General features: G+C 50.2%; 18 protein-coding genes. 9 read left to right on the forward strand and 9 right to left on the reverse strand.

Going from position 1 to position 20439, the window contains the following annotated elements; translation table 11 throughout:
- Nucleotides 1–69 precede the first annotated feature (69 nt).
- The 8 genes from ASF12_RS01185 (at nt 70) to ASF12_RS01220 (ending at nt 8710) form a co-directional block, all read left to right on the forward strand.
- The gene (locus ASF12_RS01185) at nt 70–1266 is read left to right on the forward strand and encodes a pyridoxal phosphate-dependent aminotransferase (RefSeq protein ID WP_056028655.1); all 1197 of its coding nucleotides are present in this window, start codon (nt 70–72) and stop codon (nt 1264–1266) included.
- Between the two features lie 336 nt (nt 1267–1602).
- Complete coding sequence (gene proB / locus ASF12_RS01190; protein ID WP_056028658.1) at nt 1603–2703, forward strand: glutamate 5-kinase; 1101 nt, start codon at nt 1603–1605, stop codon at nt 2701–2703.
- A 62-nt stretch (nt 2704–2765) separates the two neighbouring features.
- Nucleotides 2766–4016, forward strand: a complete 1251-nt coding sequence (locus ASF12_RS01195) for a glutamate-5-semialdehyde dehydrogenase (RefSeq protein ID WP_056028661.1) — start codon at nt 2766–2768, stop codon at nt 4014–4016.
- A gap of 45 nt (nt 4017–4061) precedes the next feature.
- A complete protein-coding gene (gene proC / locus ASF12_RS01200; RefSeq protein WP_056028664.1) occupies nt 4062–4940 on the forward strand; it encodes a pyrroline-5-carboxylate reductase in 879 nt (292 codons plus the stop codon).
- Nucleotides 4940–6160 (forward strand): 2,3-diketo-5-methylthiopentyl-1-phosphate enolase, encoded by a 1221-nt coding sequence (locus ASF12_RS01205; protein WP_056028667.1) that lies wholly within the window; start codon nt 4940–4942, stop codon nt 6158–6160. Before proC ends, ASF12_RS01205 begins: the two co-directional genes overlap by 1 nt.
- Nucleotides 6157–6828, forward strand: coding sequence for a 2-hydroxy-3-keto-5-methylthiopentenyl-1-phosphate phosphatase (locus ASF12_RS01210; RefSeq protein ID WP_056028670.1), 672 nt, complete (start codon nt 6157–6159; stop codon nt 6826–6828). The genes ASF12_RS01205 and ASF12_RS01210 overlap by 4 nt, the downstream gene beginning before the upstream one ends.
- Nucleotides 6828–7478 carry a methylthioribulose 1-phosphate dehydratase gene (gene mtnB / locus ASF12_RS01215; RefSeq protein ID WP_056028674.1) on the forward strand — a complete coding sequence of 217 codons (651 nt, stop codon included), beginning with the start codon at nt 6828–6830 and terminating at the stop codon, nt 7476–7478. The genes ASF12_RS01210 and mtnB overlap by 1 nt, the downstream gene beginning before the upstream one ends.
- A gap of 191 nt (nt 7479–7669) precedes the next feature.
- The gene (locus ASF12_RS01220; RefSeq protein ID WP_056028677.1) at nt 7670–8710 is read left to right on the forward strand and encodes a MerR family transcriptional regulator; all 1041 of its coding nucleotides are present in this window, start codon (nt 7670–7672) and stop codon (nt 8708–8710) included.
- 22 nt (nt 8711–8732) lie between these two features.
- Here the strand turns inward: ASF12_RS01220 and ASF12_RS01225 are convergent, their stop codons facing one another.
- Nucleotides 8733–9605: an SDR family NAD(P)-dependent oxidoreductase gene (locus tag ASF12_RS01225; protein WP_056028680.1), complete on the reverse strand. Its 873-nt coding sequence runs from the start codon at nt 9603–9605 to the stop codon at nt 8733–8735.
- 144 nt (nt 9606–9749) lie between these two features.
- On the opposite strand from ASF12_RS01225, the gene ASF12_RS01230 reads away from it, so the two are divergent.
- Nucleotides 9750–10214, forward strand: coding sequence for a MarR family winged helix-turn-helix transcriptional regulator (locus ASF12_RS01230; protein ID WP_056032632.1), 465 nt, complete (start codon nt 9750–9752; stop codon nt 10212–10214).
- Between the two features lie 184 nt (nt 10215–10398).
- Here ASF12_RS01230 and argC read toward each other — a convergent pair whose 3' ends face one another.
- From argC to ASF12_RS01270, 8 genes are all read right to left on the reverse strand, one after another.
- Nucleotides 10399–11352: an N-acetyl-gamma-glutamyl-phosphate reductase gene (gene argC / locus ASF12_RS01235; RefSeq protein WP_056028683.1), complete on the reverse strand. Its 954-nt coding sequence runs from the start codon at nt 11350–11352 to the stop codon at nt 10399–10401.
- A gap of 112 nt (nt 11353–11464) precedes the next feature.
- A complete protein-coding gene (helD, locus tag ASF12_RS01240) occupies nt 11465–13882 on the reverse strand; it encodes an RNA polymerase recycling motor HelD (protein WP_056028685.1) in 2418 nt (805 codons plus the stop codon).
- Between the two features lie 333 nt (nt 13883–14215).
- Nucleotides 14216–15091: a sugar phosphate isomerase/epimerase family protein gene (locus tag ASF12_RS01245; protein ID WP_081418556.1), complete on the reverse strand. Its 876-nt coding sequence runs from the start codon at nt 15089–15091 to the stop codon at nt 14216–14218.
- 197 nt (nt 15092–15288) lie between these two features.
- A complete protein-coding gene (locus tag ASF12_RS01250) occupies nt 15289–15978 on the reverse strand; it encodes a DnaD domain protein (RefSeq protein WP_081418557.1) in 690 nt (229 codons plus the stop codon).
- Nucleotides 15979–16011: 33 nt separating this feature from the next.
- Nucleotides 16012–17235, reverse strand: a complete 1224-nt coding sequence (locus ASF12_RS01255) for an acetate/propionate family kinase (RefSeq protein ID WP_056028687.1) — start codon at nt 17233–17235, stop codon at nt 16012–16014.
- Nucleotides 17235–18107, reverse strand: a complete 873-nt coding sequence (locus tag ASF12_RS01260; protein ID WP_056028690.1) for a 3-hydroxyacyl-CoA dehydrogenase family protein — start codon at nt 18105–18107, stop codon at nt 17235–17237. The genes ASF12_RS01255 and ASF12_RS01260 overlap by 1 nt, the downstream gene beginning before the upstream one ends.
- Before the next feature lie 158 nt (nt 18108–18265).
- Entirely contained in the window at nt 18266–19762 is a 1497-nt protein-coding gene (locus ASF12_RS01265) for an AAA family ATPase (protein WP_056028693.1), read from the reverse strand.
- Entirely contained in the window at nt 19755–20297 is a 543-nt protein-coding gene (locus ASF12_RS01270; protein WP_056028696.1) for a hypothetical protein, read from the reverse strand. Before ASF12_RS01270 ends, ASF12_RS01265 begins: the two co-directional genes overlap by 8 nt.
- Between the last annotated feature and the right edge of the window lie 142 nt (nt 20298–20439).

The following is a 20439-nucleotide window of genomic DNA, read 5'->3' on the forward strand; positions in this document are numbered from 1 at the left end:
TTGCGTGCTACAGTAATGCTTAACGGCTTATTGTTCATGAGCAACTATTGGATGTGGAGTGTGAATAAAATGGAAACAAAGCTGGAACAGCATATCATTAAACCAGCAGATCGTATGACTGGCTTGCCTACGCAATTTTTTGCTAAATTGGTTGCTAAGGCTAATGCCCAAGTCGCGAAAGGCCGCGACGTTATTAACCTTGGACAAGGCAATCCCGATCAGCCGACTCCGCCGCACATTGTGGCCAAGCTACAGGAAGCAGCCGCAAACCCCATGTATCACCGTTATCCGCCTTTTAGCGGCTACCCTTTTCTCAAGGAAGCCGTCGCAAAGCGTTATAAGGAAGATTATAACGTCGATATAGACCCAACGACAGAAGTTGCCATTTTGTTTGGCGGCAAGACAGGTCTGGTGGAACTTAGCCAGTGCCTGCTTAATCCAGGCGATGTCTGCCTCGTGCCTGACCCGGGCTATCCCGATTATTGGTCAGGCGTGGCGCTCGCCGGAGCGGATATGCATTTTATGCCGCTAACGGCGGAAAACCGCTTTTTGCCTGATTATGGCGCCATTGACGAAGCCGCCCTTAGGCGTGCTAAGCTCATGTTTATGAACTATCCGAACAATCCGACCGGAGCGGTAGCGAATGCTGAATTTTATGAACAGACGGTAGAATTCGCCCGCCGCACAGGCGTCGTTGTCGCAAGTGATTTTGCTTATGGCGCGATTGGCTTTGATGGCGAGCGTCCCGTCAGCTTCCTGCAAACGCCGGGAGCAAAGGAAGTAGGCATAGAGTTTTATACATTGTCCAAATCCTACAATATGGCGGGCTGGCGCGTAGGTTTTGCACTAGGCAACCCGCAGGTCATCTCTTTAATCAATCTTATGCAGGATCATTATTATTGCAGCCTGTTTGGCGGCATACAGGAAGCGGCTGCTGAGGCACTAACCGGACCTCAGCAATGCGTAACAGAGCTGAATGCCACCTATGAGCGCAGACGTGAAGCGTTGTTCGGCGCGCTGGATCGCATCGGCTGGAAAGCAGAGCGTCCAGGAGGCTCCTTCTTCTGCTGGCTGCCTGTTCCAGAAGGCTATACATCTGAATCGTTCGCGGATCTCGTATTGCAGGAAGCAGATGTCGTTGTCGCGCCTGGAGTCGGCTTCGGCACATTCGGCGAAGGCTATGTCCGGCTTGGATTGCTTACGAGCGAAGCACGGCTGGAGGAAGCGGTTGAACGTATTGGAAAGCTCGGCATTTTCAAAGCCTAACCGCCTGCAAATGCCTCTCTTTACAGCACCCGTCGATCATGATATGCTTACATCAACTGAACATGAAACGTTATGACGGGACCAGTAAGCTTGACTAGGTCGTGCCCAGAGAGTGAATTCCAGAGGCTGCAAGAATTTACCTCGACTGCTCGCTGAACCTGCCCCTGAACGGCCGATGATGAATCGGACAGCACCTCCTGTTACGAGGCCCAAGCAGGATTGTTTGCCTTAACCGGCCTACAGTCAATTAAGGTGGTACCGCGGAAGCATATAAGACTTTCGTCCTTTACGGACGGGAGTCTTTTTTATTTTGTCAGGAAATGGGATGATGGGAAAATGGCGGAACGAATCATTGTAAAAATCGGCAGCAGCTCGCTAACCTCCGAGGAAGGCGGACTGAACAAAGAACGCATCGCTTATTTTGTCTCCGAGCTTGCCGCGCTGCATGCAGCAGGCTGCTCGGTCATATTAGTCACCTCCGGTGCCGTTGCCGCAGGCTTTCGCCAAATAGGCTATGAGTCAAGGCCCAAAGCGGTTCACGAGAAGCAAGCGGCCGCCGCAGTTGGGCAAGCGCTGCTCATGCAAGCTTATCAGGAAGCTTTTAGCCAGTTCGGTATCGGAGCGGCACAAATTTTGCTGACGCGGGCAGACTTCTCTAACCGCAAGCGAATTCAGAACGCTTTGATGACCATTGAAGAGCTGCTCAGGCTGCGCACGATACCGATTATTAACGAGAACGATACCGTCGCAACCGATGAGCTGAAATTTGGCGACAATGACAATTTGTCAGCACTGGTCGCAACAATGACGAAAGCCGGACAGCTCATTATTATTACGGATATGGACGGCTTGTATACGGAAGATCCGCGGAAAAATCCGCAAGCAGTCAAAATCGAGCGAGTCGGCAGCATTTCCGCAGACATTATGAAATTCGCCGGCGGTGCCGGCTCAGCAGTCGGAACGGGCGGAATGCGCTCCAAAATTGAAGCCGCCCGAATTGCCATGCGCGGCGGCGTACCCGCTTTTATCGGGAAAGTGCAGCAGCCTGGCGATCTGTCGCTTGCGACAAACGGCTCCGGCAAAGGCACGTATTTCGATACGGAGATGCATAGCCTGCCGATGAAGAAGCAATGGCTGGGCTTCCACTCGATGCCTCAGGGCACGATTACAGTCGATGCAGGAGCTGAGCTTGCGCTGCTTACAGGGGGCAAAAGCCTCCTCCCTGCCGGCATTACAGGCAGCAGCGGAGATTTCCATCCCGGCGATATCGTGGAGGTGCTTAGCGCTGGCGGCGAAACGATTGGGCGCGGCGTCGTCAATTACGCTGCTTGGCAGACTAAGGCCGCAGCCGGACTTGGCAGCGAAGAAGTAAAGCGCAGAATTGACGTGAGCCGGATTGAAGTCATCCACCGGGATGAATGGGTTTCATTAAAATAAGCCCTTGTTCATTAATAGGGCCAGTCGTTTTTCATTACTTAATTATTAGGAGGAACAAACCTATGACAAGCGAAGTTGTCCAAAAAGCCACATTGGCAAAACGTGCTGCAAGTATTATGAACACCGTAACGACCGACCAGAAAAATGCCGCACTGCTTACGATCGCTGACGCTTTAATTAAGCATACAGCTGATATTATTGAAGCGAACAAGCTCGATTTGAAAAATGGAGAAGCAGCCGGCACTAGCCGCTCCCTGCTCGACCGTCTCGCTCTCGATGAGGCAAGAATTGAAGCAATTGCCCAAGCGCTCCGTGAAATCGCTGATCTGCCGGACCCAGTTGGCGAGCTGCTGGAGCAATTCGATCGTCCGAATGGGCTGCATATTGAAAAATCGCGTGTTCCGCTCGGCGTTGTTGGCATCATTTATGAAGCACGTCCGAATGTGACGGTCGATGCTGCCGGATTATGTCTCAAAACAAGCAACTGCGTCGTGCTCCGCGGCGGCTCGGCAGCACTTGAATCGAATCGCAAAATTATCGAGGTGCTGCGCCAGGCGCTTGAGTCGACGGCATTGCCAGCCGATGCCCTCCAGCTCATTGAAGATTCCGATCGCGCGTCGGTCAATGAAATGCTCAAGCTGAACGGACTGCTCGATGTTATTATTCCACGCGGCGGGTCAACACTCATTCGCACCGTCGTTGAAAATGCTACCGTTCCGGTTATTGAAACCGGCGCAGGCATTTGCCATACTTATATTGATGCGAGTGCAAACGTGGAGATGGCGGCCAGCATTTCGCTCAATGCCAAAGCACAGCGTCCATCCGTCTGCAACTCCATGGAAACGCTGCTTGTACACGAAGCTTTTGCCAGCGAGTCGCTTCTCTCCATTGCTGAGCAGTTTACAGCAGCAAAGGTGGAGCTTCGCGGCTGCGAGCGCGTTATGAAGCTTATTCCGCACGCCAAGCAAGCGACGAATGAGGATTACGCGACAGAGTATAATGACTATATTCTGAACGTGAAAATCGTAGATAATCTGGATGAGGCCATCGCTCATATTAGCAACTACGGGACGCAGCATTCCGAATGCATCGTTACCGAGGACGCAGGCAATGCAGCCCGCTTTATGCAAGAAATTGATGCGGCTGCCGTCTATCACAATGCTTCCACTCGCTTCACGGATGGCTTTGAATTCGGCTTTGGCGCCGAAATTGGCATTAGTACGCAGAAGCTTCATGCACGCGGGCCTATGGGCTTGCCTGCACTCACATCAACCAAATACCGGATTACCGGCTCTGGACAAATTCGCGGCTAATTAAGCGTTCACTTTACGATTTCGAAAATATGGGAGGAAACCGTTATGCCAATAGATACAGACACCAAGACGATTGATCGCATTCAGTCGCTGCAAATCGCTTTCTACGGCGCAGGCTCCATGGCGGAAGCCATCGCCCGGGGCATGATTAATCAGAACCTGACGCAGCCGAAACGCATTGCAATGCTCAACCGGCAAAATGCCGATCGTTTGAACGAGCTTAACAGCCAGTATGGTGTTCAGACGATTTTGCAAGGCTCCTCGAACGAAGCTTTTCTGAAGGAAGCCGATATTATTTTTCTCGCCATGAAGCCAAAAGATGCAGCCGAAGCCATTGCAGGCATTAAGCCTTTTATTTCGGAGCATCAGCTTATTATTTCGGTCATTGCCGGACTATCGATTTCTTCGATTGAGCTGCTTCTTGGCCGCAAGCTGCCTATCGTACGCACGATGCCGAATACGTCCTGCACGATCGGGCTCGGTGTTACAGGCATCAGTTATTCCGAAGCGGTGACGAAGGAGCAGCAGCTGCTGGCGGAAGCTATTTTCCAATCCGTTGGCATCACCTCCGTCGTTGAGGAGAACTATCAAGACGCCATTACCGGCGTATCGGGCAGCGGTCCGGCTTATGTGTATTATTTTATGGAATCGATGATTGATGCGGCGAAGGCAATGGGCCTTAGCGAAACGGCTGCCAAGGCGCTTGTCACGCAGACGGTGCTTGGTGCCGCGGAAATGGTCCGTGCAACTGGCGAGGAGCCTGCCGAATTGCGCCGCAAAGTGACATCCCCGAATGGGACGACGCAAGCAGCGCTTGAGCTGATGAGCCAGCAAGGTTTGGCTGAGACAATTGCTAGCGGCATGAAGCGTTCCGCCGAACGCGCAGCCGAAATCGGAGCCGATATTGAAAGGAGCTTGAAATAATGAGTGAATATTGCATTGCTACCTACCGCAGCTTTGACGATAAAGCGGATTTTGATAAAAAAGCGTTATCCATTGCCGTCGGCCTGACGGTTGGAAGCTGGACCGATTTGCCGGAAGCGCGCAAATCCGAAATGGAGAAGCATCTCGGCAAAGTATTGTCCGTTGAGGTGCATGAAGGCGGAGAAGGCAATCGCTACGCTGATATTCGCATCGCCTATCCAGATATCAATTTCAGCCGCGATATCCCTGCCCTGCTCGTTACGATTTTCGGCAAGCTGTCGATGGACGGACGCATTAAACTGATTGATATTGAAGTTTCACAGTCGTTCGGCTCTGCTTTTCCGGGTCCGAAGTTTGGCTTGCAAGGCGTTCGCGGCCTACTCGGCGTACAGGAGCGTCCGCTGCTGATGAGCATCTTCAAATCTGTTGTCGGCCATGATCTGGCGAACTTGCAGGAGCAGTTTTATAAGCAGGCGCTTGGCGGCGTTGATCTGATTAAAGACGATGAAATTTTGTTTGAAAATCCGCTGACCCCGCTGGAAAAACGCGTTGAGGCTTGTATGGAAGCTGCCGAGCGCGCCCAGCAGGAAACGGGCCAAAAGCTGCTGTATGCTGTCAATTTGACGGGCCCTACTTCGCAGCTTGCTTCTCAGGCGCGCAAAGCGATTGCTGCTGGAGCTAACGCCCTGCTCTTTAATGTGCTGGCTTACGGCTACGATGTGCTGCATGAGCTGAGCAAAGATCCGTCGATCAGCGTACCGATTGCTGCGCATCCGGCTATGGCAGGCGCGATGTATCCTTCGCCGCACTATGGCATTGGCGCTTCCGTGCTTCTGGGCAAGCTTATGCGCCTTGCGGGAGCTGATCTCGTGCTGTTCCCTTCTCCTTACGGCTCGGTCGTCATGCCGAAGGAAGAAAATCTCGCCGTCAAGGAAGCGCTGCTTGCCCCATCCAGCGAGCTGCTCACCAGCTTCCCTGTTCCATCCGCGGGCATTCATCCGGGCCTCGTGCCGCTTATTTTGCGCGACTTCGGCACCGATGTAGTCGTCAACGCTGGCGGAGGCATTCACGGCCATCCGATGGGCACCGCTGCTGGCGGACAAGCCTTCCGCCTCGCGATTGATGCAGCGATGAATGGCATTCATCTGCGCGATGCTGCCGCAGCTCCTGGCGGTGAAGCACTGCAAGCTGCTATTGACGCTTGGGGGATTAAAGAATGACAGCAGCAAAAAAACGCATCGTGTTCTGCGATTTCGACGGAACGATTACGGTAAATGATAATATTATTGCGATCATCCGCCATTTTAACCCGCCAGGCTGGGAGCCGATTGTGGAGCAGACGATTTCACAGCAAATATCCATTCGTGAAGGGGTAGGCAAGCTGTTCCGCCTCCTCCCTTCTTCTATGCAAAAAGAAGTTGTCCATTTCGGCATTACGAATGCGCGCATTCGCGAAGGGTTTGGCGAGTTCCTCTCCTACTGCCGGAAAAATGATATTGAATTTTACGTGACAAGCGGCGGCATAGACTTTTTCGTCTATCCGGTGCTTGAGCCATTCGATATTCCACAGGATCATATTTATTGCAATGGCCATGATTTTAGCGGTGCTAATATTGAAATTACATGGCCGCATCCGTGCGACGGACAATGCAGCAATGAATGCGGCATGTGCAAAACGACGATTATGCGCAGCTTCCCCGCTGAGCAATATGAACGTATTGTCATTGGCGACAGCGTGACGGACTTTGAAGGCGCAAAGCTGGCGGATGCTGTTTTTTCCCGCTCGCACCTGACGACGAAATGCCAGGAGCTTGGCCTGCCTCATTCCGAATATGAGACGTTCCATGATATTATTCGCGTGCTTGACAAGGGAAAGGATGAATCGTAATGACATTTGAGCAAATTACAACCGAGCAGAAACAGAAGGCGCTCGCTGATCTGCGTGAAGTAAAGGAGCTGTTTGCCTCGCGCGGCTGGTTCCCTGGCACAAGCGGCAATCTGTCCGTGCGCGTAGGGGATTTCGACCCCGAGCAGTTCCATTTTGCCATTACGGCAAGCGGCAAGGATAAGACGGTTCATACACCAGAAGACTACCTATTCGTCGATAAAGAAGGCAAAGCTGTCGAAGCGACTAAGCTGAAGCCTTCGGCGGAAACGCTGATCCACTGCGAAATTTACCGCCAGACGGGCGCAGGCGCTATTTTTCATGTGCATACCGTCTTTAACAGCGTCATCTCGGAATGGTTCTGGGATCGCAAATCCGTGCCGGTTGACGGCGTAGAATTAATTAAGGCGTTCAATATTTGGGACGAGGAAGCGCATATCGACATTCCGATTGTGTCCAACTTCGCCAACATTCCGCAAATCGTTCCTGAAGTAATGGAGCGCCTGCAGCCCGAAATTCCCGGCATTTTGCTGCGCAAGCACGGCATTTATGCTTGGGGTGCGAATCCGTTTGAAGCGAAGCGCCATTTGGAGGCGTTTGAATTCATTTTTGAATACGTGTATCGCTGGGAGCTGTTGAACGGCCGCAAATAAAGCGCTGTTTCAACGGTAGGCTATATTAGGATCATACTAATAAATAAGACTAAGAGCTGTCTCGATGCACACCCCTGCAGAGGCGGCTCTTTTTTCAAGACGTAACCAGCTGTAGAATGAATGAGCAATTTTGAAAAAAGCTTGACCTTTACGTTAGGGAAAGGTTCATGCTTAGTAAAGGAGGGATGACGGTGAAAGTATTTGAAGCTGCACGGCTGCTGGATACAACTCCGCGTACGCTGCGATTTTATGAGGAAAAAGGGCTCGTTACGCCCACGAAAGCGCGCGAAAACGGCTATCGCCTGTATAGTGAGGAAGATATAGAGCGGCTGCGATGGATTATTGCGCTCCGCGAGCTTGGCATGCCGCTGGCTGCCATTGGCGAGGTGCTGCAAACGGCACGCCAGCCTGATGATTTTCTGCGATTAGCCGATCGTGCGCGGGCTCTCCTCTATGAGGAATGGGTCGCAGCGGGGCAAAAGCTGCAGGCGCTTGATGATACGATAGCCAAATGGCGGAGCCAACCACAGCCTGAGCTTGGCGCCGCTGAGGATGCAGCGGAAAAGATGAAGCATTCCCGCTCCCAGCGAAGCAGCTGGAATGATCGCTGGGATTATGATCGTCTAGCGCTGGAGCATGGCGAGGCTGCCCCAATGGCTGCATTGGCAAAGGTGCTGACTCCCTTCAGCTATGAACAAGCGTTAATGAAGACGCTGGAATGGATTGATCCGATTGCAGGCGAGTACGGCGCCGAGCTTGGAGCGGGAACCGGCAATCTGTCTGTCAAGCTCGCAGAAGCAGGTGTACGCTTAACAGCAATTGAGCAATCGGTGCAAATGCTGAGCATTTTGCGCCGGCGTCTGCCGCATGTGGATGCAAAGCTCGGCAACCTGCTCACCATACCACTGCCGGATCGAGTATGCGCCTTCATTGCTTGCAGCTTTGCAATGCATCATTTGAATGATTCCCAGCAGCTGCTCGCTCTGGCTGAGATGGATCGAATTTTGCTGCCTGGAGGACGAATGGCCATTATCGATATTAGCAAGGATAGCGAAGCAGCAGCAGACTCAACTAAATTTGCCGCTGCCGGGCAGCCTCTTGCTGCAGCTATTGAGCCTTTCCGTTTGCATGAGCTTCAAAGCTGGCTCCAGTCGCGCCGCTACTCCATCTTCGTTGAGCGCTTGGAGAGCGCTGCGGTCATGCTTTTTGCGGTAAAATCGGAACAGTCATAATATACCGGCGTAGGCCCGTTATTTAAATCCATTCCTTTTGCTTTAGCAATTGCTGTGTCTCTTTCCATAGCCTAGACTGCATTGCAGGATCTCCGCCAGGGTGCACAGGAAGGATCGACTTGCCTGTCCCAACGTTATAATATCCGCCAGTAACGTCTTCATATTGCGTATCAACCACTAGGCGGGTAATAATCTCGGCACCTTTGCGCGGATCTCCAATTCGCAGCCATTTTAAAATTCGTTCAAGCAGCGGGGCAAACCAGAGCTCGCGGCCAAGTCCGGTTACATTAAATCCGGGATTGAGCGTATGAACAGCTACACTCGTGCCAGATAATTGACGGGAAAGCTCTCCTGCAAACATAATGTTCAACAGCTTCGTTTTTCCATAGATGGCTGACGAGCCCCTCGCTGTAAAATCAGCGGTATCCGTCAAATCTTCAGGCAGCGTCAGCACCCCATGATTGCGGGACGCTTCTGATGCCACATTGACAATTCTCGCTTTGTTTGAAGCCTTGAGCGACGGCAGCAAAATCTTCGACAATAGCCAGGGAGCCAAATAGTTGACGGCCATCATTTCCGAGAAGCCTTCGGAGGTGATCCGCTGTTTAAAAGCATGCAGACCCGCATTATTTACGAGCACATCGATTTTGGGATAGGTTGACTTGATTTCTTCCCCTATCCGTTTCACATCCGCCATAATAGATAAGTCACCGTAAAAAAAGACCATTTCTGAATGAGGCGCAACCTCATTAATCCTTCTGGCTGTTTCCTCCGCTCGTTCTCTGCTTCTGGCAGTTAATGCAAGCTTCATGCCGCGCTTGGCTAAATCCATGGCCGCAATCTGTCCAATGCCGCTGGTCGCTCCTGTTATGACAGCCACTGATTTCGTATCCATTCGTTTCTCCTCCATCACGCTGAATTTATTTTGACACCTTCTAGGCAAAATCATATAATTGACATAAATCAACTATATGATTTTATTTGATATATGTCAATTATATTCAAGTGTAAATCTATGGAGCCAACGGAGATGATTATTATGGACAATAACCCATCAGAGCAGCTTGCACCGAGAACACAGCTTGAGCTAAAGCTTGGTGAGCAGCTTAATGCGCTTATCAGCGCCTCCCACGCCTTGAATGTCAGAGCTGCTGCGCGGTTCGACTCTAGCTTGCAGCCCGCCGCTTTTTTAATTGTACGGTGGCTCCTCTCCTATGGGGCAACTAGCGCCACTGCTTTAGCCGAAGCAACAGCTATGGACCGCAGCTCCGTCAGCCGTCTGGTCAACCAGCTTAAGGGGCTGCACTATGTACAAAGTGAAACGGCTCCTGAGGATCGCCGCGGCGTACGCTTATCCTTAACCGAGCTTGGACGGGAACGAACTTTAGAAGCCTTGAAGGAAAAAGAATCCGCCTTCTATGCCAGCATTTCACAATGGGATGATGCCACGCTGCAGCATTTCACCGAAATGCTCCAAAATTTCAATAGCTACAATTTGAAATAGCACATGTACAATTGAAATAAACGATTAGACCAGCCTGACTATAAGAAAAATCGGTTGCCATGGACGAAAAAAATAGGCCAACCAGAAATCTGGTTGACCTATTAGAATAACAATACAGCTGGACCAACGCATTTTTATTGAAATAACGTTACTCGATAGCAGAAAATGTTTTGCCTAAACGAATTTAGTTCAACAAGCTATTCCCTTCATCCAATCCAAGCATGAGATTCATATTTTGCACTGCAGCCCCTGATGCACCTTTTCCTAAATTATCGTACCTTGAAATAATATTCACCTTGCCCTTTTGTCCAAAAACAAAAATTTCCAATCGGTTCGTGTTATTGCACTCCGAAATCATGAAGTGTCCTTCATCAAGGTTTGCTTCTGAATCGTATGGCATGACATGTACAAAACGCTCCGATTCAAAATACGCGGACAATGCTTCATGCACCTCTTTTGCAGAAGCGTTTTTGGACAAAATCCTGCTAATTAAGGGGACTGACATCGCGAGTCCTTGTGCATAATTAGCTTTTATGGGCGTGAATAATGGTTCATATAAAAGTCCTGAATACATCAACATCTCAGGTATATGCTTATGATTATGCTGCAGCGCATAATGCCTTGGAACATGGAGCTTTCTTTCAGCTGCTAATACTGAATTCTCATATTCCTCTATTCCGCTTTTGCCAGCTCCGGAATAGCCAGTCAAGGAATAACACGTTACAGGGTAATCTTCTGGAAGTATGCCTGCTTCAATTAGCGGTCTAATCGTAAGAATAAAACCAGTTGCATGACAGCCTGGAACGGATACTCTCGATGCGGACTGTATGAGTTCTCTTTGATTTTTCAACTCAGGCAGACCATATACCCAGCTTTTATCCGTTCTAAAGGCAGTGCTGGTATTAATGATTCTTGTTTTGTCATTTTTCACAAGCTCAATTGACTCTTTAGCAGCCGAATCGGGCAGACAAAGAAATACGATATCTGCACTATTAAGGAACTTACTTCGTTCTTCAGGATTTTTTCTTTTGTCAGAGTCAATTCTGAGAACTTCAATGTCCGACACCTTAGACAGATACTCAAAAATCTTTAAGCCCGTCGTGCCTTCTTGTCCGTCAACAAATACCTTATATGTCATAAAGCTCTCCCCTACCATGCATATATATTCTTTATAATGAATAATTATACACAGCTATATTGCTTTAATCAACTTTCATTTGCAAAGTTTATGACACGTCTTCCCCGATCCATCAATATGCTGCTTCCTCATACAAATTCGCAGGCAATGACTGCATGAACGGCGACCAATTGCCCGTCGTATAAAGGTGAAGCCGATGCATGGCCCGCGTACATGCCGTATAAAGAAGCTTGCGTTCGTTTTCCTGTCCATAAGCTTCGGGCGAAGCATCATAGATCAAAACTGCATCGAACTCGACACCCTTGGCGAGATACACGGGAATGACCATCACTCCTTTTTCAAAGCCCAGCGTCTCCTTCGTAATGAGCTGCAGAGCTGCGCCTCCATATATCCGCAACGATTCATGAGCCTCCCGGCTTTCGGCTGCGGTCTTCGTAATGACGGCGATGGAATCGAAGCCCTCAGCCCTGAGCGCTGCGATGTCTGCCATCATTTGCGCATCACGCTTCTCCTCGCTGGCCCTTCTCGTCAGAAGGGGCTTGTGGCCTCGCCTTTCAAAAGGTGCAATTTCTTCCCCGCCTGGAAGCATCGATCTCGTAAATTCAACTATCTCCCTGGTTGAACGATAACTGCGTACAAGGCATACTAGGCTCGTTTCGGCTTCGCCATAAAGGCGGACCAGCGGCGAGTCGGATGCGGACAAACTTGTAGCCTGCATGAAGATCGCTTGCCCAAAATCACCGAGCACCGTCATCCGAGCACGTGGAAACAGCTTTTTTAAATATTCATATTGAAAAGGCGAATAATCCTGACCCTCGTCTACGAACACATACCGGATTTCCTTGTTCGTCCGGACGCCTTCGATCAGTTCTTTTACATACAAATAAGGAGTCGCATCCTCGTAGAATAGCTCATTGCGAAGCAGCGATTCCTTCGTTTGCCTGCATATTTCAGGCCACAGCGGTGGGATGACAGCCCCATTCGTTTTCTCTTGATAAGCGGCTTCGTCAACAAACAGTTGGCCATATATGCCTTTAATATCTACGAACGAGAGCTTCTTCACCATTTTCCTTAGCGGTTTAAAGCATTCTTTCACGATCCTGCGGCGGTGCAGCTCTTCCTCCCTTGTGGCGAAGTCAAAGTCGCCTTCATCTTCCCGAAGCTTGTTGCTTATTTTCTCGCGAACTACCGCGTATTGTTCCGCAATGTCGAATACTTCCTTATCTTTGTGCAGCATTCCGAAAACTTCCGCGTACTGCTCGGCATCGAGATAATTCAGCTCTTCCTGCACCCAAGGCGCTTCCCGCTCCTTACGTTCCAGCAAAGCCAGTTCTTTCAGCAGCCATTCCTGTAAAAGTTCGATACGATTGAGCAACGGCTGAGAACGGTCATATTCGTAAAATTTCGCTTTTATTCGCTCTGCGGCAATCAGATCGCGTTCCCGAAACCGGATACCGTTGAATCGCATGCCTTTTTGTCCCAACCACACGCCATAGTCCTTCAGGGCTTGCAGGAAAACCTCGGAAGCTTTATATTCGATCCCCTGAAGTCGAGCCTCATACCCCGGCACCCCTTGTGCGGTCAGTACATATTCAATTTGATCAAAAGCATCCTCCGGCCGTAACGAAGAACCTAGCCAATAGTCGAGATATTCTTGAAAAGTCGTCTGCTGTATGTTCTCTTCACCAAGCTCCGGTAGGACGGTGGAGATATAACTGGTAAACATCGGATTCGGCGAAAAAAGAACGATTTGATCGGCCTTGATCGACTGGCGATGTTTGTACAGCAAATACGCCACTCGCTGCAATGCCGCTGAAGTTTTGCCACTGCCGGCCGCCCCCTGTACGATAAGCATCCGGCTTTTTTCATTGCGGATGATGATGTTTTGTTCCCTCTGTATGGTGGCCACGATACTCTTCATTTGCGAGTCCGCCCCTTTGCCGAGCACTTGCTGCAGCAATTCGTCTCCGATCGTCTCGCTCGCGTCAAACATGCTCTGGATTTGCCCGCTTTGAATCTGAAACTGGCGCTTGAGCTCCATCGTCCCTTCGATTTGTCCAGCTGGCGTGACATAAGACGCTAAGCCAGGGGAATAGTCGTAGTAAAGGCTCGCGATGGGCGTACGCCAGTCATAAATCAGAAAGCTCAAACCGTCATCGTCGATGAAGGAAGATACGCCAATATAGATTTGCTCGCTGAAGCCCAGACCATCCTCCTGAAAGTCGAGGCGTCCGAAATAAGGAGATGGATGCAGACGTTTCATGCTGTCCCATTGCTGCGCCAATAGCTTGCGGCCCCGCTCCCGTTCGGCCAATACCGCGGACTGCTGGTTAATCGTGTAGAAGGTTTCTTCGAAATCTTCTTGCGTGCTTGTGTTGATCGTAACCTCTTCCCAAAACCGCTTGCGGATGTCCGCAGCTTGATCGCGCAGCCCGGCAACCTCCGGCTCCAATTCAGCGATCCTCGCCTGCAGCTTGTTCCTGATCCATTCCAGTCTCTCCTGTTCTTGCCGCCAATCCTTCGTATCCATTCTCCTGAACACACTCCTTTTTCCGTTTTTCCGGGATAAAAAAGAGCATTGACAAATCAAAGTTCCAGATGTACAATTAAAGTGGGAATAAAATTGGATACATCTTTAATCTGCATTGTCAATGACGCTATCGATTATATCATGGCGTTATTTTGCGTTCAATCTATTTTTTTGTTACCCCTCCGGTAGAGCAGATCACTGGCCCGAATTCTAGACCGTTTAAACAAACTACCGCGGAATTAAGCGGCCATGAGAGGAGCCTTGCATTTAGCAGGGGTCCTCTTTTTTATTTCAAGCCTGATACGAAATGATTCTGCTACTTCATAATTTAGGTTAGCGGTATCGTCTAATAAACTCGACAGCTTTGCGAATATCCTCCTCTGGCTGCGTACCAACCTCGCGCTCAATCGTCAAATAGCCCTGATACCCGATCGTCTGTATCATCTTAAAATAAGCATCAAAATTTACGCGGCCCTCGCCAAGCGGCAGCTCTGAAAAGTCCGGGCCTTCGGACGCCATTTGCGCGATTTGCCCATGGTCCATTTTTTCATAGCCTAGCGCTCCATATACTTGCCGGGGATCCACAACACGGTGGCGGACGCCATCCTTCACATGCGTATGCATAACATAATCCCTTAGGAGGTACAGCCCATTCACAGGATCATCTCCAGTAACCATGACCATATTCGCCGGATCAAAATTAACCGAGACGCCCCGCGAGCCTAGCGTATCAAGGAATGCCTTCAGATGCGCCGCTGTTTCCGGCCCCGTCTCAATCGCAAAATACGCCTGTTGGCTAGTTGCATAATTCGCCAGCTCCTCGCACGCCTGCTGCATGGACGCATACACTTCGCTATTCGGATCGTCCGGTACGATGCCAATATGGGTCGTAACAATGTTTGTCCCCAGTTCAACCGCTAAATCCAGAATGCGTTTGGATTTTTCGATTTTTAACGGATTGGCCCGTTTATCCTGAAAACCATGTCCACCTAAATCGCCGCATAACGCCGATATTTCAAGCCCTAGCTGGGCAATTTCGTCCTTGAGCTGCTTGCGTTTGACTCCTGTCAGTACAGCAGGGTCCATTTCTCCATCCACTGCATATATTTGTACACCCTCCGCTCCAACATCCTTTGCCAGTCGCAAGCCTTCGCTTACGCCGACGCCAAAGCTATCGACAATTACTCCAATTTTGTTTGTAAGCTGCACGCTCTGCTCATCTCCTTTAATCAAGTTACTTCTTAAATTCGCTTCTCACTAGCGGAGTTCCTACCTCTCGTAAATAAGCAACCAAAAAGCCTAAAAAAAACAGCCGCCACCCTATAAAGGATGACGGCCGCCGCTATATTCAATCCATAGACGCATTGATTCACTTCACTTGCATAATAACCAGACGCTTCCTGCGCTTATCCCCTGCCGCCGCGAAAACGCTGCGCATGGGCGCGAGCTTCATCCTCGTTCGTTACACGATTGCGGCTCCACTCGATTAAGATGCGGTCAATGTAGCGGAAGCTTAGCTTCCCGGCAAATACCGCTTCCTTAAGGGCAAAGCGAATAAGCTCTTCCGCATATTTATCCTCGTCCATCCACCCGCTAATGGTCTCGCATTCGATGGGGGATAGCAGCCGGCCAAATTCCTGTTCAAAAATATTAAACAGATTGACCGGATTTGCAACGCGCTGCACCGGCTGGCGCTGTGCTTTCTCCGCTTTTTTCGACTCGCGTTTTTCCAGAGCTGCCCATTCCGCTGCCTTTAGCAGCCAGCCGCTCCAATTATACTGCTCGGATTGGATACCTGTTTGGGAGTCCAAGTGCTCATCTATCGCTAGGAAACCTTCTTTCATCAGCTTCCCAAGCTGCTCGACAATGCTGCGCTCGCTTGCGCCCATACGCTCCGCCAGCTCGTCTGGCGTCGGGAAACCATTTTCCTCCGTTTCCCGAAATGCCTTAAGCTGCAGCAGCAGCAGCAGCTCGCTATCCGTCAGCCCAAGCTGCCGATAAGAACGCAGCAGCACGGCGTAAATATGCACACCGCCCTCCTCCATTACAGCCGCCATACCGCGCGAGTAAGCTTTCCAGATGTCATCATTGCTCACTGCTTGCCCGCCTTTCCGTTAAACCCGCTTTCTTTAAACGTTTGTTTCTCCAGCAGCCTGTGCTTGTACCAGTGTATACGTATCGCGAGCGATCAAGAGCTCTTCATTCGTAGGAACAACCAGCACCTTCACGCGCGAAGCCTCTGTCGAAATAACCCGCGCTTCCTTGCTGCGCTTTGCATTTTTCTCTTCATCCAACTCAATGCCAAGGAAAGTAATGCCATCGCATACCGCTTTGCGAAGCGCCGAAGAGTTTTCGCCAACGCCTGCTGTAAACAGCAGGACGTCAATGCCGTTCATCGCAGCTGCATAAGCACCGATATATTTACGAACGCGATACGTGTACATATCAAAAGCAAGCTTCGCATTACGGTCGCCTTCCTCCATCGCTTCCGTTACTTCGCGCATGTCGCTGCTGATGCCTGAAATCGCCAGCATGCCGCTATGCTTATTCAGCATGGAATTAACTTCGCTAAGCGTCAGCTCTTCTTTATTCATGACGAAAGGAACGATCGCCGGGTCAAGATCGCCGCTGCGCGTACCCATCATTAAACCTTCAAGCGGGGTCATGCCCATGCTCGTATCAAACGATTTGCCATCCAAAATCGCCGTGCAGCTTGCGCCGTTTCCAATATGCGCTGTAACCATTTTAAGCGACTCCAGCGGCTTTCCAAGCAGCTCTGCACCTTGCTGGCTCACATATTGGTGCGATGTGCCGTGGAAGCCGTAGCGGCGTACCTTGTGGCGACGGTAGAGCACCTGCGGGATTGGGTATAGGTAAGAGGTGTTCGGCATCGACTGGTGGAACGCTGTATCGAATACAACAGCCTGTGGAACTCCCGGCATATTCGCCTCAACCGCCGTAATCCCCATCATATGGGCTGGATTATGCAGCGGCGCCAGATCAAACAAGCGGCGAATTTCAAGCTTAACCTCAGGTGTAACAAGCGTGGAGCTGTTGAATACTTCCCCGCCATGCACAACGCGGTGTCCGACCGCCTCTATTTCATCCATTGTCGCAACTGCGCCATGTTCCGGATGAGTCAGCATGTCGATAACCTTTTTAACTGCCGTCACATGGTCCAAAATTTCGCTCACATCGCGCACTTCCGGCTTGTCCGCTGGTTCATGCGTTACGATAGAGGAATCCATGCCGATCCGTTCAACTCGGCCGCTTGCCAGCACCGATTCATTGCGCATGTCATAAAGCTGATATTTTAGAGAAGAGCTTCCTGCATTAATAACGAGTACTTTCATTAGATCCGATCCCCATCCTTGTCATATTTGAAAAAGCCAACGCCAGTTTTCGCACCCAGTTGGCCAGCACGCACCATTTTTTTCAAGACGATGGAAGGGCGGTATTTGAGCTCGCCATATTCGCGGAACATGCGGTCCAGTGCAGCAAGCACCGAATCGAGACCGAAGCGGTCTGCCATCTCGAAAGGACCGTGCTGGAAGGAATAGCCGATACGCATCGCGCTGTCGATGTCTTCCGCAGAAGCAACGCCTTCCTCCAATACGTGCAGAGCTTCGTTTATGAACAAGCAAATAAGGCGGGATGTTACGAATCCGGGAGATTCAAATACCATGACGCCTTTTTTATGAATAATTTCTTCAACGAAATGTTTCGTGCTCGTAAAGGTATCCTCGCTCGTTTTAAGACCACGAACAATTTCTACCAAATCGATTTTGAGTACCGGATAGATGAAATGAAGTCCAATCACCCGTTCCGGATGTGCAGATGCGCTAGCCAGCTCCGTCAAGCTGAGCGTCGACGTATTGCTCGCCAAAATAACATCAGCGCCGCAAATGTCGTCTATTTGGCTAATGACAGCCTTCTTGCTTTCCAAGTCCTCGGTAACCGTCTCAATGACCAGTTCGCATTCGGCCAGTGCATCATAAGACAAAGTCATATGAATACGATTCATAATCAGCTTCTTCTCCGCCTGTGTCAAAGCCCATTTCTCGATTTGTTTGTCCAGGCTAAGCTCGATCATTTGCCTGCCATATGTCAATCGCTCTTCCGAAATCTCGATTAAATGAACGTCCAGCCCATTAGAGGCCAACATTTCAGCAATACCCTGGCCCATTGTTCCTGCGCCAACTACGCCAACTTTTTTAATAGACATGATTCTCTCCTTGTCGTTTCCCTACAGCATGTAAATGAGAAACATTCTCTTTATAGTTATGTTCAATGTTTATTATAACGGTTTTCTGAAAAAAAAGAAGACAGACATGTCGTCTGCCTTCAAATTGTAATAAATTGAGGATTATTCATGCTGAATTATTATGCGCTATGTGACAACTTCTTAAGCAATTCACGAAATTCAATGCCGCTGAGCGTTTCTTCACGGATCAGGACATCAAGCGCGTCCAGAAAAACTTGACGCTTCGTCGCCAGCATCGCAGTCGTCTTGGCCATTAAATCGTCAAGGATGGAGCGATTGATCTTCGCCCAGGCGTCAGGCGTCATCATTTCGGGATGAATAATGCCGAGCTCCGTTAAGCCTGATTCGACGAGCGTACGAACAATGTTCATCGCCTGATCAAAGTCGCCACGCGACCCTGTGCTGCGATTGCCGTAGAAGATTTCCTCAGCCGCCGCCCCACCAAGCGCAATCATAATTTGCCCATTCAGAAAATCCCTCGTATATAAATAACGGTCCTGCTCTGGATTATGACGCACATAGCCTAGCGCCTGACCACGTGGGGACAAGGCAACCTGAGATACGCTGCCCGGGCGGAGCAGCTCTGCTGATATCGCATGGCCGAGCTCATGCAGCGCCACACGCTCGCGCTCCTCCTTCGTCGCCTCGCGATCCGTCTTCTCGCCCATCATGACCTTGTCAATCGCCATAGCCAGATGCTGCTCTTCAATGACCTCGCTTTGCTCCCGCATCGCATAAATGGCGCCTTCGTTCATGACGCTCTCAAGCTGTGCGCCGGAGAAGCCGAACGACTCAGCAGCTACTTTCTCCAGCTCCACTGTATCGGCAAGCGGCTTGTTGGCCGCATGGATATTCAATATTTGATAGCGTGCTTTTTTGTCCGGCAGCTCCACACCAATATGGCGGTCGAATCGTCCGGGCCTCAGCAGTGCGCTGTCGAGCATTTCCTTACGGTTCGTTGCCGCAATAATGAGCAGCCGCGGTGCCGTATCCGCATGAATGCCGTCCATTTCCGTAAGCAGCTGATTAAGCGTTTGATCATATTCCCGATGCTGTCCGCCATCGCGCTTGCCGCCGATAACCTCGATCTCATCGATAAAAATAACGGCGCTTTCCTTGCCCGCTTTCTTCGCTTTCGTCCGCGCTTCTTTGAATAAGTCACGAATCCGGCCTGCCCCGACGCCGACGTACATCTCCACAAATTCACTGCCGGAGGCAGCCAAATAAATCGAATCGGTATATTGCGCGGCTGCCTTCGCCATTAGCGTCTTCCCGGTTCCCGGCGGTCCCGTCAGCAAAATTCCCTTCAACGGCCGAATGCCGAGCTTGCTCAGTTCCTCATGCCGGACTAGAAAATCGAGCGCCTCGATCAACTCCTGCTTGGCACGCTCCTGTCCGCCAATTTGCTCAAAGGAGAATGGCACGCTGTCCGATACCTTCCGCCGCTTCGTACCTGAAGCATGTGCAAGCTTTCCTCTGCCGGTCGCTAAATAAACGACAGCAGCTGCGATAATGACAAGCAGCACAAAAGGCATTAAATTCACATTCACAAATAAAAGAAAGGCAATCAATACCGGAATAAAACCAATTGCCATTTCGATGCCGTATTTACGCATAACTGGACACCTCCAGCTGTGCGGCTACACGCGGAAGCACGATATACTTCGTAGCCGTACCATCTTTCAGCGTAATGTATATATTGGTGTCATCCATATCGGTAACGGCGTGAACACCTGAATGTTCATCCGCCAAAGCTTTCAACGTCTCAGGAATAGTCGAATAGTTTTTGTGCTCCATCGCTTCAGCCACTTTGAATAGAGACGATGACCAAAGCTGATCCAGCTTGGCGTTCGAGCTTGTATTCGCAATATCGAGCTGAATGTCGCGGCCTCCAATGACAGATTTGCTTTGCCCCGCTATCGTTTCATATACATGCTTTAAATCCGCTCCAGCTGAAAGCGTCAGCGGGAAAGTAATACGGTCCGTATCCATAATAGGTGTCTCGGATGAAGCAATGCCTTCTATTGAATCAACCGCCTTGGCAAGCGGAGCTGCGAATGCAACCTGATGATAAATAAGCCAGCCTCCAAATAAAACGAGGGCGGACGCAGCAGCTGTTAGCAAAATCGGCATAATCTTGAGTTTGAACATCGTAAAAATCCCCCTCTCAAAATGACGGTGATATACCAAACGCATATCCACTCCGATACACGAAAGTATATCACATCGCCTGTTGAATAAGGGGGTGTAATAATAGCCAGCAATTCCAACTGTTACAGCTAAGGCATCCATT

The sequence above is a fragment of the Paenibacillus sp. Leaf72 genome, from assembly GCF_001422685.1.
Classification (GTDB): domain Bacteria; phylum Bacillota; class Bacilli; order Paenibacillales; family Paenibacillaceae; genus Pristimantibacillus.

Excerpts from the sequence above, each read along its gene's own strand:
- ASF12_RS01185 (WP_056028655.1), top strand. The coding sequence starts at position 70 with ATGGAAACAAAGCTGGAACAGCATATCATTAAACCAGCAGATCGTATG.
- proB (WP_056028658.1), top strand. The coding sequence starts at position 1,603 with ATGGCGGAACGAATCATTGTAAAAATCGGCAGCAGCTCGCTAACCTCC.
- ASF12_RS01195 (WP_056028661.1), top strand. The coding sequence starts at position 2,766 with ATGACAAGCGAAGTTGTCCAAAAAGCCACATTGGCAAAACGTGCTGCA.
- proC (WP_056028664.1), top strand. The coding sequence starts at position 4,062 with ATGCCAATAGATACAGACACCAAGACGATTGATCGCATTCAGTCGCTG.
- ASF12_RS01205 (WP_056028667.1), top strand. The coding sequence starts at position 4,940 with ATGAGTGAATATTGCATTGCTACCTACCGCAGCTTTGACGATAAAGCG.
- ASF12_RS01210 (WP_056028670.1), top strand. The coding sequence starts at position 6,157 with ATGACAGCAGCAAAAAAACGCATCGTGTTCTGCGATTTCGACGGAACG.
- mtnB (WP_056028674.1), top strand. The coding sequence starts at position 6,828 with ATGACATTTGAGCAAATTACAACCGAGCAGAAACAGAAGGCGCTCGCT.
- ASF12_RS01225 (WP_056028680.1), bottom strand. The coding sequence starts at position 9,605 with ATGGATACGAAATCAGTGGCTGTCATAACAGGAGCGACCAGCGGCATT.
- ASF12_RS01230 (WP_056032632.1), top strand. The coding sequence starts at position 9,750 with ATGGACAATAACCCATCAGAGCAGCTTGCACCGAGAACACAGCTTGAG.
- argC (WP_056028683.1), bottom strand. The coding sequence starts at position 11,352 with ATGACATATAAGGTATTTGTTGACGGACAAGAAGGCACGACGGGCTTA.
- helD (WP_056028685.1), bottom strand. The coding sequence starts at position 13,882 with ATGGATACGAAGGATTGGCGGCAAGAACAGGAGAGACTGGAATGGATC.
- ASF12_RS01255 (WP_056028687.1), bottom strand. The coding sequence starts at position 17,235 with ATGAAAGTACTCGTTATTAATGCAGGAAGCTCTTCTCTAAAATATCAG.
- ASF12_RS01260 (WP_056028690.1), bottom strand. The coding sequence starts at position 18,107 with ATGTCTATTAAAAAAGTTGGCGTAGTTGGCGCAGGAACAATGGGCCAG.
- ASF12_RS01265 (WP_056028693.1), bottom strand. The coding sequence starts at position 19,762 with ATGCGTAAATACGGCATCGAAATGGCAATTGGTTTTATTCCGGTATTG.
- ASF12_RS01270 (WP_056028696.1), bottom strand. The coding sequence starts at position 20,297 with ATGTTCAAACTCAAGATTATGCCGATTTTGCTAACAGCTGCTGCGTCC.